14 protein-coding genes are annotated in these 12,101 nt (G+C 61.2%); 8 read left to right on the top strand and 6 right to left on the bottom strand.

The features are described 5' to 3' along the window. Window positions 1-22: 22 nt before the first annotated feature. Window positions 23-721, bottom strand: coding sequence for a CoA transferase subunit A (locus AB4O22_RS16370; protein WP_003200117.1), 699 nt, complete (start codon window positions 719-721; stop codon window positions 23-25). Window positions 722-851: 130 nt separating this feature from the next. Here AB4O22_RS16370 and AB4O22_RS16365 point away from each other — a divergent pair, with 130 nt between their 5' ends. Beyond that, window positions 852-1,757: a LysR family transcriptional regulator gene (locus AB4O22_RS16365; RefSeq protein WP_003200120.1), complete on the top strand. Its 906-nt coding sequence runs from the start codon at window positions 852-854 to the stop codon at window positions 1,755-1,757. 47 nt (window positions 1,758-1,804) lie between these two features. On the opposite strand, the gene AB4O22_RS16360 is transcribed toward AB4O22_RS16365, so the two are convergent. Beyond that, entirely contained in the window at window positions 1,805-2,632 is an 828-nt protein-coding gene (locus AB4O22_RS16360; protein ID WP_003200121.1) for an NAD-dependent protein deacetylase, read from the bottom strand. Window positions 2,633-2,817: 185 nt separating this feature from the next. On the opposite strand from AB4O22_RS16360, the gene AB4O22_RS16355 reads away from it, so the two are divergent. The 4 genes from AB4O22_RS16355 to AB4O22_RS16340 all read left to right on the top strand — a co-directional run bounded on the left by AB4O22_RS16355 (window position 2,818) and on the right by AB4O22_RS16340 (window position 5,386). Then, a complete protein-coding gene (locus tag AB4O22_RS16355; RefSeq protein WP_003200123.1) occupies window positions 2,818-3,090 on the top strand; it encodes a hypothetical protein in 273 nt (90 codons plus the stop codon). A gap of 35 nt (window positions 3,091-3,125) precedes the next feature. Continuing rightward, window positions 3,126-3,374 carry a metallothionein gene (locus AB4O22_RS16350; RefSeq protein WP_013692693.1) on the top strand — a complete coding sequence of 83 codons (249 nt, stop codon included), beginning with the start codon at window positions 3,126-3,128 and terminating at the stop codon, window positions 3,372-3,374. 393 nt (window positions 3,375-3,767) lie between these two features. After that, on the top strand, window positions 3,768-4,145 hold the full coding sequence (locus tag AB4O22_RS16345; protein WP_013692695.1) for a con-10 family general stress protein: 378 nt from the start codon (window positions 3,768-3,770) through the stop codon (window positions 4,143-4,145). A gap of 311 nt (window positions 4,146-4,456) precedes the next feature. After that, a complete protein-coding gene (locus AB4O22_RS16340; RefSeq protein ID WP_013692696.1) occupies window positions 4,457-5,386 on the top strand; it encodes a ZIP family metal transporter in 930 nt (309 codons plus the stop codon). Between the two features lie 24 nt (window positions 5,387-5,410). Here the strand turns inward: AB4O22_RS16340 and AB4O22_RS16335 are convergent, their stop codons facing one another. After that, window positions 5,411-5,818, bottom strand: a complete 408-nt coding sequence (locus AB4O22_RS16335; RefSeq protein WP_212795669.1) for a YkvA family protein — start codon at window positions 5,816-5,818, stop codon at window positions 5,411-5,413. A 179-nt stretch (window positions 5,819-5,997) separates the two neighbouring features. On the opposite strand from AB4O22_RS16335, the gene AB4O22_RS16330 reads away from it, so the two are divergent. Continuing rightward, window positions 5,998-7,017, top strand: coding sequence for a hypothetical protein (locus AB4O22_RS16330; protein ID WP_038856110.1), 1,020 nt, complete (start codon window positions 5,998-6,000; stop codon window positions 7,015-7,017). 9 nt (window positions 7,018-7,026) lie between these two features. Here AB4O22_RS16330 and AB4O22_RS16325 read toward each other — a convergent pair whose 3' ends face one another. After that, complete coding sequence (locus AB4O22_RS16325) at window positions 7,027-7,221, bottom strand: hypothetical protein (RefSeq protein ID WP_003200134.1); 195 nt, start codon at window positions 7,219-7,221, stop codon at window positions 7,027-7,029. 218 nt (window positions 7,222-7,439) lie between these two features. On the opposite strand from AB4O22_RS16325, the gene glsB reads away from it, so the two are divergent. After that, complete coding sequence (gene glsB / locus AB4O22_RS16320) at window positions 7,440-8,348, top strand: glutaminase B (RefSeq protein ID WP_003200136.1); 909 nt, start codon at window positions 7,440-7,442, stop codon at window positions 8,346-8,348. A gap of 63 nt (window positions 8,349-8,411) precedes the next feature. Here glsB and AB4O22_RS16315 read toward each other — a convergent pair whose 3' ends face one another. After that, a complete protein-coding gene (locus tag AB4O22_RS16315; RefSeq protein WP_003200138.1) occupies window positions 8,412-8,741 on the bottom strand; it encodes a hypothetical protein in 330 nt (109 codons plus the stop codon). A gap of 663 nt (window positions 8,742-9,404) precedes the next feature. Further along, window positions 9,405-11,351 (bottom strand): DNA topoisomerase III, encoded by a 1,947-nt coding sequence (locus AB4O22_RS16310; protein WP_460096743.1) that lies wholly within the window; start codon window positions 11,349-11,351, stop codon window positions 9,405-9,407. 244 nt (window positions 11,352-11,595) lie between these two features. Between AB4O22_RS16310 and AB4O22_RS16305 the strand changes: the two genes are divergently transcribed. After that, on the top strand, window positions 11,596-12,003 hold the full coding sequence (locus AB4O22_RS16305) for a response regulator (protein WP_003200142.1): 408 nt from the start codon (window positions 11,596-11,598) through the stop codon (window positions 12,001-12,003). The last annotated feature ends 98 nt before the right edge of the window (window positions 12,004-12,101 follow it).

Genomic DNA, 12,101 nt, shown 5'->3' with positions numbered 1-12,101 from the left:
CATTCGGGCCGGGGGCAGGGGATCACTTACGCACGGTGCGCTGTTCGATGCGTTTTTCGAACGTGCCGCAAATGACCCGGTCGACGTAGATGCCAGGGGTGTGGATCTGCGTCGGGTCCAGCTCGCCGGGTTCGACGATTTCTTCGACTTCCACCACCGTGATCTTGCCCGCCGTGGCGGCCAGTGGATTGAAGTTCTGGGCGGTGTGGCGATAGATCACGTTGCCGAAATGATCGGCCTTCCAGCCTTTGACGATGGCGAAGTCGCCGGTGATGGATTCTTCCATCAGGTACTGGCGACCATGGAATTCACGCACTTCCTTGCCTTCGGCCACCGGGGTGCCGACGCCGGTGGCGGTGAAGAACGCCGGGATGCCTGCGCCGCCGGCGCGCATTTTTTCCGCGAGGGTGCCTTGGGGGGTAAGTACGACTTCGATTTCACCGCTGAGCAGTTGCTTCTCGAACAGGGCGTTTTCGCCCACGTAGGAGGCGACCACCTTGCGGATCTGCCGGTCTTCCAGCAGCACGCCGAGGCCGAAGCCGTCGACGCCGCAGTTATTGGACACTACGGTGAGGTCGCGGATGCCCTTGCGCTTGATCTCGGCGATCAGGTTTTCCGGGATACCGCACAGGCCGAAGCCGCCGGCGATGACGGTCATGCCGTCCTTCAAGCCTTCCAGCGCTTCCTCATAAGAGCTCACGCGTTTGTCGAAACCTGCCATAGACACCTCTTTTATTCTTGATGGGGTCGCAATGGGATGCAGTGTTGCGCCAAGTCATATATTTGTTAAGTTGATTTTTAGGTTGGATTGATTGATAAAACTCAACAATAGACCCTGGAGCGTAGCGAGCATGACCCTCAAGCAAATCCGCGCCTTCCTCGCCGTGGCCCAGAGCCTGAGCTTTGCCGTGGCCTGCGAGCGGTTGCACCTGTCCCAGTCGGCCCTGAGCCTGACCATCAAGGCCCTGGAAGAAGGCCTCGGCGGTCGCTTGTTCAGCCGTAATACCCGTAACGTGGCGCTGACGCCCGAAGGCGAATCCTTGCTGCCACTGGCCCGACGGCTGATTGCCGACTGGGACAACGCCGAGGACGAAATGCGCCAGCGCTTCACCTTGCAGCGTGGCCGCGTGACGTTGGCGGCGATGCCGTCGTTTGCCGGCAACCTGCTGCCGCCGATCCTCAAGACCTTCCGCGCCCGCTATCCGAATGTCAACGTCACGGTCAACGACGTGATCAACGAGCAAGTACTGGAAATGGTCCGCGATCGTCATGTCGAATTGGGTGTGGCGTTCGAGCCGATGCAGGGTTCGTCATTGGCGTTCACGCCCTTGTATCTGGATCGCTTCGTCGCGGTAGTGCCGTTGGACTCACCGTTTGCCCTGCGCGACGAAATCCACTGGGAAACCCTGCTGGAACAGCCCTTCATCACGCTGCAACGGCCCTCCACCGTACGGGTGATGCTGGAGGAGCATCTGCGGGCCCGGGGCATGAAACTGCCTGTGGAGTTCGAGAGCCACCAATTGGCGACCGTCGGGCGGATGGTCGCCAGCGGGCTGGGGGTGAGTGCCGTGCCGGCGCTGTGCGTCGGGCAGATGCATGAGCTGGGCGCCCGCTGCATCACCTTGAGCGATCCGGTGATCGAACGGGCCATCGGGGTGCTGACCAAGCCGGGGCATGAACTGTCTGCGGCGGCGCAGGCGTTGTTCGATACGCTCAGGGATCAGGATTTGGGCACATTGACCGCAGGCTACCACTGATCCTGTGGGAGCGAGCAAGCTCGCTCCCACAGGGGTATGGCGTGGTGTCAGATCAACAGTGGCAACAGTTGCTCACACGGCTCTTCAAGCTTGAGGTCCAGCAGCTCATCGGCCCGGGTCTTGCCTCGGTTGATCGCCAGCAGCGGCTTGCCCTGGTCCTTGATGGCCCGGCACAGGCGAAATGCCGAATACGCCATCAGCGACGAGCCCACCACGAGCAGGCCGTCCGCTTGCTCGACGGCTTGCACGGCGCGGGTCGCGGTGAGGGGGGCGACGTTCTCGCCGAAAAACACTACGTCGGGTTTCAATCGCTCGCCGCCGCAATGAGGGCAGCGAGGCACTTGGAAGCGCGCCTCGAAGGCCGGGTCGAGCAGGGTGTCGCCATCGGGTGCCTGCACCGCATCGACACCGGCCAGGTAAGGGTTTTCGGTTTCCATCAACTGTTGAATCTGCTGTCGTTCGCTGCGCTGGCCGCAATCCAGGCACAGCACGCGATGCAGGCTGCCGTGCAGTTCGATGACGTCCTGGCTGCCGGCCTGGTCATGCAGGGTGTCGACATTCTGGGTAATCAGGCCGGTGATGCGCTGCCGTGCCTGCAATTGGGCCAAGGCCTCGTGAGCTGCGTTCGGCCTGGCCTGCCGCACCCGTGGCCAGCCCAGCATCGCCCGCGCCCAGTAGCGCCGTCTTGCCTCGGCCTGGGCGAGGAACTCCTGATACATCATCGGCTGTCGACCCCGGCGTACACCGTCGCTGTCGCGGTAGTCGGGGATGCCCGAAGGGGTGCTGATGCCAGCACCGGTGAGCACCAGGAAGCGGCGTCCGGCCAGGTACGCCTGCAACTGATCGAGCGGTTCGCGATGGAAATCGTCCGGCATGGGTGTTTCTCCGTGGGCCTGGATTCGTTGAGGGTAGCACTGTCGAGCACGGGGCCTGCGTCACGCCTTTCGTCGCTCAGCGGCGCTGTTCTGCAAACTTTCCTTGCAGGAGGGGCCTCCACACTTATGTGCGAAAGAGCAATCGGGTTGTTTCGGTCGCTCTGAACCTGTCGCAGGGGAGGCTTATGAAACAGACCATCGGTGAAGTACGGGCCATCAATCGACCGCGCGCAATGGTGGGTGTGTACGTGGGGCAGGAGCACGGCCATACCGTGCTAGCGCTGCGTTCGGCCAATGACATCGATATTGGCGACATCCTGGAGTGGGACAGCGGCACGGCCTTGGGCACTCAGTCCTATCACAACCAGACCAAGGGCTGGACCGCCGATGTGTATGTGGCAAACCACGGTGTGGCGACGGCCAACCTTGAGGTCCAGTTGATGGTGGGCTCTTCCTGACGGCGCCTTCGACTTATTACTTAGGGAGAAAGAGCATGAGCAAACTAAAGTGCGGTTGCCCCGATTGCCAATGCGAGGTGGATCCGCAACGGATGTTCAACCACGACGGCGAGGCTTATTGCAGCCAGGCGTGTGCCGAACAACATCCCAACGGTGAGCCGTGTCCGGCCCCCGACTGCCATTGCGAACGCAGTGGCAAGGTGGGTGAGCGGAATGTCACCGATAACCAACTGGACGACGCGCTGGAGGAAACGTTTCCGGCGAGCGATCCGATTTCACCCTGAGCATTCTTGAATCCGGGTATCGGCGACAGGGTATCCGGACGCCGCAAGCCGGTCAGTGCGGTGGTGCAGGACAACACCGGCAGCCCGCGAGTTTTGGCTTCCTGGAACGGCGCGAGGCCAGGGTGACGAGACCGGTGCAATGGGGTGCCGGCGCCACTTGGCCTTTGGCGGACAGCGTGGAAAGACACGCACTGTTTTCCCCCCATGTGGGAGTTTCAGCCTCGACCTGTTTAATAGCCTGATGCAATAAAGATCATGGCGGCGGCAATATAAATCGAGCATTGACCATTCGTCGCCGTTTACAACGTTTCCTTAAAACCTTGGCGGCGTCATGTTTTCCGAATAAGACGAGTCAGCAAGACTCGTTGACATCAACTAAACGAGGTGAATGAAATGGCTAACACAGGAAATAACAATCCTGGCAATTTCGCTAACGATCGTGAAAAGGCATCGGCAGCCGGGAAAAAGGGCGGCCATGCATCAGGTGGTAACTTCGCCAATAATCCTGAGCGTGCATCCGAGGCCGGGCGCAAGGGAGGGCAGGCATCGGGTGGTAATTTTGCCAACGACCCTGGGCGTGCCGCAGAAGCCGGCCGCAAAGGCGGGCAGGCCTCTGGCGGTAATTTTGCCAACGACCCTGAGCGGGCTTCGGAAGCCGGCCGCAAAGGTGGCCAGGCCTCGGGCGGCAACTTTGCCAACGACCGGGAGAAAGCCTCCGAAGCGGGTAGAAAAGGCGGTGAGAACAGCCGCGGCGGCGGCCGTGATTCATAATGCCCGCTGACATGGCAAGCCCCGTGCCCATGGCATGGGGCCCCATTGGTTTATATAGCCGAGTTTGCCGGGTTTAAACTACTGCCGGGCTTTACAGTCTTTTCGCTTTGTTCGTTAAAAATATCGGTTAATTGGTGAGTTAATCACCGTTCGTCTCGTTTATTGAATAAAAGATAAATCATCCTGTTACTTCCTCCGACTATAAAAAACGGCGAGGGCGGCGCTTCCTTGCCTGGATATTATGTTTGATCGTTGCCACCGTTTAGGAGCACGATCAGCCATGTTTTGGTCAACACCCGTAAGGACCTTCGATGGACCAACCCACCTCCCGGAGTCGATCGCCCTGGCGCACCTGGCTCAACCCCGTGCAAGACAACCTGTTGCTGGGGGTAACGTTCTGGCTCGGGCTGGCGTTGGTGGCCGCGTTGTTGCTCTACAGTGGCTACAACGCCCTGGTTGGCGCCAATCGTCAAAACCTGGGCTACGCAGTGCTGGGCGGTACCTCGGGCTTTGCCGCCACCGCCCTGGGTGCGTTGATGGCAGTGGTGCTGCGCGATATCGCCTCGCGTACCCAGGACATCATGCTGGGTTTTGCCGCCGGCATGATGCTCGCCGCCAGTTCGTTCTCATTGATCCTGCCGGGCATCGAAGCGGCACAGGTCATCTGCGGCAATCAGTTGCTTGCCGCGTTTGTCGTCGTGGTCGGCCTGGGCCTGGGCGTCGCCCTGATGATCGGCCTGGACCGTTTCGTGCCGCACGAGCACGAACTCAGTGGCCGGCGTGGGCCCCAGGCCGAACGTATCAATCGCGTCTGGCTGTTCGTGCTTGCCATCACCTTGCACAACTTGCCGGAGGGCATGGCCATCGGCGTCAGTTTTGCCGACGGCGACTTCAAGGTCGGCCTGCCCCTGACCACCGCCATCGCTATCCAGGACATCCCCGAAGGCCTGGCCATTGCCATGGCGCTGCGGGTTACCGGTATCAGCACCTTGCGTGCGGCGCTCATCGCGGTCGGCTCGGGGTTGATGGAGCCACTGGGCGCGGTGATTGGCCTGGGCATGTCATCGGGTGTCGCCGTCGCGTACCCCATCAGCCTGGGGTTGGCGGCGGGGGCGATGATTTTCGTGGTATCCCACGAAGTGATTCCCGAAACCCACCGCAACGGCCATGAAACACCGGCCACTCTGGGGCTGATGATGGGGTTTGCGGTAATGATGTTTCTCGACACGGCGCTGGGCTGAGCCCCCTGAACCGAATGCATGGTTTCAGCCGGTATTGACGGGACCGCCGTAGAACATGAACCAGGTACCTGCCAGTGTCGCTATCCAGGCCAGCACAATCAACACCGCCGCTAGCTTGTTCACCGGGCGCTGGCCATCGTTTTCCTGCCATTGTCGGGCCTTGGCTGCACATTCTGCCAGCACTGCGAGCGGCGTCAGGCGAAGCGCCAACCAAATCCCCAGGGGCAGCAAGATCACATCATCCAGATAACCCAATACCGGGATGAAATCTGGGATCAGGTCAATGGGGCTCAGGGCATACGCCACCACGATAACGGCGATCCATTTGGGCAGCCAGGGCGTCTGCGGATGGCGATAGCAGAACCACAGCGTCATGGTCTGGCGTTTCAGGGTCCTGGCCCATTGGCGAAGACGTTCGAGGAGCTTGGTCATCAAAGCCCTGCAAAGTCTAGGGATCGACAAAGGATACTCGCAAACTGCGAGATGACACCTGTGGGAGCAAGCTTTGCTCCCACAGGTTTGCTCCCATAGGTTTTTGCCTCCACAGGTTTTACTGTTCTCGCGACCTATACTCAACCCCATGGGTGACCTGAATCCGGGGTGGCGCGATCGTGCTGCGTTCGCTGGTGCTGGCCGTTTTGCTCGTTCTGGCGGGGTGCGCCACGCCGCAGCGCGGTCAACAGGCTGCCACGGTGACGATTGACCAGGCCACTTGGCGACAGGTGGACCAGCAGATCATCGCAGCATCGAAAAGCGCTATCGAAAAGGCGGGGCTCTACGCCCGCGGGTCGATGGAGCATTGGCGTGTGTTGGTCTATGAGCGCACCGAGGCTGAGTTCATCCCCTGGTTCAGCAGCTATTGGACCCAGGAATGGCTGGCGGTGAAGGTCAGCTGGTATGCCGCCAGTGCCAAGGCTGAGGAGGATTCCTCGGCCAGGCGCCTGGCGGTTTACCTGCAAGAACAATATCGCGAGCAGGTACTGGAACCGGTGGCGGTGGAAATTGATCCCGAGGCGATCAGGGCTGCCGCGACGGACTACTACATACGTCAGCTCAATCAGCAGGTCCAGGTCATCGCCCTGCGGCATCGAATCCCGAACGAACTGATGAACCGGCGCCTGCACGGTATTCCTGCCATCAACCTGGGGCCGCCGGCGGCGCGTAACGCGTCGTTGTACGAGGTGGTGCATACCGAACCGCTGAACACGCTGCCGGCTTATGCGGCCCTGATCGACCACGTCAACAAGGCCGCTACCACAGGTGCCGGGCCCTCAGAGGCGGTGATCGCAACGGTGGCGCAACGCACCAGCGAAAAAATCGAGGCGCAATTTGCCACCCGAGGGGCGACCGGCGCGGCGGCGGCGGTGGCCGGGAAGGCGGCCGGGGCGTTGATCTCGGTGGGCGTGGCGGGTATTCGCGCGATCATCCACGAGGGCGAGCGGCCGGAAATGGAGGCAGAAATCCGCAAAAGCCTGAGCGCTGCGTTCGATGAGGCGTGGTTCAGGTCGCTCAAGCATCCCCTCAGCGGGGTGATGGCGCCGGTGTACTACCTGGACGAGGAAATAGAAGGCAACCTGGTGGAGGCGGAGCTGGCCAATCGCGCGGTGGCATTGCCGGACATCAAGCCGTGACGGGCTGGCTCATTCTGACCCGAGGGTGACGCGGCAACCCTTGCGCTGGCGGATCTGCTCGTCCGATGGGCGTTCCTTGATGAACTCGAAGCGCGGCTCGCCTTCGCTGTAGATCACCAGCCAGCCCCATTCCAGCTCGCTTTCATCCTGCCCGGGCTTGGGCGGCGAGGCCCACCAGGGTTCTTTTTGCATGATCTGGCGCATCGTCTGCTCCTGTCGATTGATCCTTTGAACTATAGACCGCTCGATTTTGTGACAAGCGCCTGTGAAAGCGCTTGCTCCCACAAAGTCTGCTTCCACAGATCCCCTTGCCGGAGGGTTGTGTGCCTGAAGCTTGATAATCAGTGTGCTCTGACCTCGCCCACCAGCGTCTAGCGTCTGTATCCCCGCACTCGAACGGGGAATGACTGGACCCCGCGCATATGCAAGCACTGTTGAACGAGATCCTCGATGCGGTTCGCCCCCTGATTGGTCAGGGCAAGGTGGCCGACTACATTCCGGCCCTGGGCACTGTGGCGCCCAACCAGTTGGGCATTGCCGTGTATGGCAACGACGGCGAGTTGTATTGCGCCGGCGACGCCGAAACAGCGTTTTCGGTGCAGAGTATTTCCAAGGTGTTCAGCCTGGTGCAGGCCATCGGGCATTCCGGCGAAGCGATCTGGGAGCGCCTGGGCCATGAGCCGTCCGGCCAACCGTTCAATTCCCTGGTGCAACTGGAATTCGAACGCGGTCGACCACGCAACCCGTTCATCAATGCCGGCGCGTTGGTGATCTGCGATATAAACCAGTCGCGTTTCGCCGCCCCGGCGCTGTCGATGCGCGATTTCGTACGCCGTCTGTCGGGTAACCCACAGGTGATGGTGGACGGCAAGGTCGCCGAATCGGAATACCAGCACCGCGCCCGCAACGCGGCGATGGCGTACCTGATGCAATCGTTCGGCAATTTCCATAACGATGTGGAAGCGGTACTGCGCAGTTACTTCAGCCACTGCGCCCTGCGGATGAGCTGTGTCGACCTGGCACGGGCATTCTGCTTCCTGGCCAACGACGGGTTCTGCAAGCACAGCGGCGAACAGATCCTCAGCGCCCGGCAAACCCAGCAGGTCAATTCCATCATGGCCACCAGCGGCTTGTACGATGAGGCCGGCAATTTCGCTTATCGCGTCGGCCTGCCGGGCAAGAGCGGGGTCGGTGGCGGGATTGTCGCCGTAGTGCCGGGGCGGTTCACGGTGTGCGTCTGGTCGCCTGAGCTCAACGTCGCCGGCAACTCCCTGGCCGGCATGGCGGCGCTGGAGTTGATGAGCCAGCGGATCGGCTGGTCGGTGTTCTAGAACCTGCCTCACAAAAAAAGGCCCGCTCCTGGATCAGGAGCGGGCCTTTTTGTGGAGTGGTTATCAGCAGAGGCGGTCGATGACCCGGACCTCAGAAGTGTTCTGCATCGACTGCCAGGCCTGGGTCAGCGTTTGCAACACGCGACCGATGAAGTCTTTGTCGGCCGCGGCCTTCTTGCCAACGTAGCCCTGGCCACGACGGTACATCTTCAGCCGGGCACCCAGCTCTTGCGTGTTCTTTTCGAACTCGTCTTCGCGGGTGTAGGGCGACAGGCAGTCCATATGCACCTGGCCAGTCTTGCTGATCCACAGGATATGGCTGTCGAGAGTGTCCTTGTGTGCTGCGAATATGCGAGCCAGTTCATCAATAGATGGTTGATTATTCAGATTCATGTGTAAGCCCCTTGACCATTTGGTTGATCTGTCTGGTGGTTCGCAAAAACTTCGCTACTCGGTAAGTACCTGCCTGCTACCGAAACCAGGCCGTCAGCATTCTTCCGTCGAACTTCGACAGGGTCGTGCATCGGTTGTGTAGTCTTATCGAAGGGCTGCTACGCAAATGCGCTACAACGAAGAGAAACAGCGAAGAATCTTCAGGCAGTGTCAACTTTCGAGGGTCGAACCACGCGCGTCATGAGGATTGATCGCCGGCGTTTCTCGTCCTTGTTACCGGACGGTCAGGCCAGGTCAGCACCTTCAATCTGCCTTGTGGGCAGTCCCTTATCAAAAAACAGCTCGGCGGTCAGACGAGCTTGCTCAAACAGTTGCCTGTACTCCCGATCGGGGAGACGTCTGCATCATGCAAGGGCAAATCGGAGGCGTCAACGGTTTTGTAGTGATTATTTTTGGTCACTACATATTGTCGGACAAAACGGTTTGGGTATGAAAAATTGGCGAAGGCGCGGACTTATCTGTGGGAGCAAGGCTTGCCCGCGATGAAGATCACACGGTCGATCTGGAACCGAGTCGCCTGCTTCGCGGGCAAGCCTTGCTCCCACAAAGCCTTGCTCCCACAGATCTTCTGCCACAGGTTCCATGTCTTCGGTGAGCCGCTGCTCAGGTCGCCTTGGCCTTGCTCGCCTTGCGCGGTGCGCCGCCAGCCTTGCGCTTGGCCGGCTTGCGTTTGTTTTTCCACGGCGTTGCGCCGCGCCCGGCGGGGCTGGCCGGGCCGCTGATGGTCAGGCTCATGCCCTGGCAGCGGGCGACGTGCTTGCTCATCCAGGCGGCTTGTCGGGTCACGAATTCCTCCAGGCTCATTTCGCCGCTTTGCACCATGTCCAGCGCCTGCTCCCAGATGGCCGTGGTGCCCGGGTCGGCGATGGCCCGGGGCACGGCGTCGATCAGGCTGAAGGCCGCCGGGGTGGCGGACAGCGCCTTGCCGTTTTTCACCAGGTAACCGCGGTCGAGCAGCCCCTGGATGATCGAGGCCCGGGTCGCTTCGGTGCCAATGCCGGTGGTGTCCTTGAGCTTTTGCTTGAGCAGCGGATCTTCTACCAGTTTGGCGACGTTCTTCATCGCCTTGATCAGGTCGCCTTCGGTGAACGGCTTGGGCGGTTGGGTCCACAGGTCCTTGGGTTTCACCTCGTCCACGGCGCAGTCGCGGCCTTCGGCCAGCGCCGGCAAGGTCTGCGGCGCCGGTGCTTCACGGCCCCTGGCCGGGGCCAGCGCTTCGGGCAGGGCGCGTTTCCAGCCGGGTTCGACGATCTGCTTGCCTACGGCCCGCAGCGCCTGGCCGGCACAGTCGAAGTCGGCCTGGGTCCGGTCGTATTCGTGGTTGGGCAGGAACTGCGCCAGGTAGCGCGCGCGAATCAGCGTATAGACCGCGCGCTGCTTGTCGGCGAGTTTGTCGAGGTTCCTGGCGGCGGCGGTGGGAATGATGCCGTGGTGGGCGCTGACCTTGGCGTCGTTCCAGGCCCGGGACTTGCGTTGCGGCTGCAGGTGCTCGCGCAGCGGTGCAAGGCTTGGGTCGGCCTGGGCGAGGGCGGCCAGGATGGCTGGTGCTTCACTGTGCTGGCTCAAGGGCAGGAAACCGCAATCGCTGCGAGGGTAGGTGATGAGCTTGTAGGTCTCGTAGAGCGACTGGGCGATGTCCAGGGTTTCCTGGGCGCCGAGGCCGAGTTTCTTCGAGCAGACTTCCTGCAGCGTGCCCAGGTCGAAGGGCAAGGGTGCCGCTTCGCGCAGACGCTCGGTGCGCACTTTCAGCGTCCGGGCGCTGGCGGCGTTGCTCATGGCCATGGCCGCGTCTCGGGCCAGGGCCTGGTTCAGGCAGCGCTCCTGGTCGTCGCAGGCGTCCGGGTCGGCGCGCCACTGGGCGGTGAACGCCGTGCCTTCGTGGCTGAGCTGCACGTCGATGGCCCAATAGGCGATCGGTACGAAGTCGGCGATGCTGCGGTCGCGGTCCACCACCAGGCGCAGCGTGGGTGTCTGTACGCGGCCCACCGGCAACACGCCCTGGTAGCCGGACTGGCGCCCCAGCAGGGTGAACAGGCGACTCATGTTCATGCCGATCAGCCAGTCGGCCCGGGAACGGCCCAGCGCCGAGTGATACAGGTTGAAGGTTTCGGCCCCCGGCTTGAGGGCGGCCAGGGCCTTGCGGATCGATGCTTCGTCCAGGGCCGACAGCCATAGCCGCCGGATCGGCCCGCGATAACGGCAATGTTCCACCAGCTCCCGGGCGATCATTTCGCCTTCGCGGTCGGCGTCGGTGGCGATCACCAATTCCTTCGCTTCCCCCAGCAGGCGCTTGACCGCCTTGTACTGGCTGGCGGTTTTCGGCTTGACGGTCATTTTCCATTGCGCCGGCACGATGGGCAGGTCGGCCAGTACCCAGCGCTTGTAGCGCGCGTCGTAGGCGTCGGGTGGGGCGGTTTCCAGCAGATGGCCGATGCACCAGGTGACCGTGATGCCAGGGCCCAGCCAGCAACCGTCGCCACGGCGCGTGGCACCGAGCACGGCGGCGATGTCCTTGGCCTGGGACGGTTTTTCACACAGGTACAGCTGCATAGCGCCCTTTTCCCGAGCAGATTTTCATGGGGCTGTAGCATGGTCATGGATGCGCGCCAGGGCAAGTTTTATCTGTATGGATATACAGATAAAAAGCGTTGCGCTGCGTTGCCAGGACGGCTCTGGCATGACATTCGGCGGCCTGTTGGCACACAGAATGAATTTCTCGCAGGGGGATTGCTCATAACTTCAAGGCGGTTGCTGCCGCAAAGAAGGTTTTATGAGGTCAAGGAGAGTCACTTTCATGAATTCGATGCCAAATGGCAACGGCCAGGCGACTACACGTTTGATTCTCGTTGTGGAAGATGATCCGACCATCCTGGAGTTCCTCTGTGAAATTCTCGAGGAGGAAGGGTTTGTCGTGGAGCCTCGGGAAAGCGCCGACGCGGCGTTGACGTTTCTCGAAGAGAGCGCCCATTACGTCGACCTGTTGCTCACGGATATCACCATGCCCGGCAAGATCGACGGCGCGGACCTGGCCAACCTGACCGGCGACCGCTGGCCGCAGATACCGCTGCTGATCATGTCCGGTTTCGAGACCCCGGAAAGCGCGGGAATCAAGCATCATGCTTCGTTCATCGCCAAGCCCTGGGCGCTGGGACAGATGCTGGACCTGGTGGAAAGCACGGTAAAAAGTCACTCCATGAACTGAGTCATTCCAGCGAGTGGGTGGTGGCCGGGCATGTTTGGGTTGCAAGCGGCGATAGGCTCCATGACAATGCGAGTCATTATCAGTCGCGAATTATTCCA

It is taken from the genome of Pseudomonas sp. S3_B11 (assembly GCF_054667715.1).
Note: the sequence above shows the minus strand (reverse complement) of the source record. Positions and strands in the feature narration are given on the sequence as shown.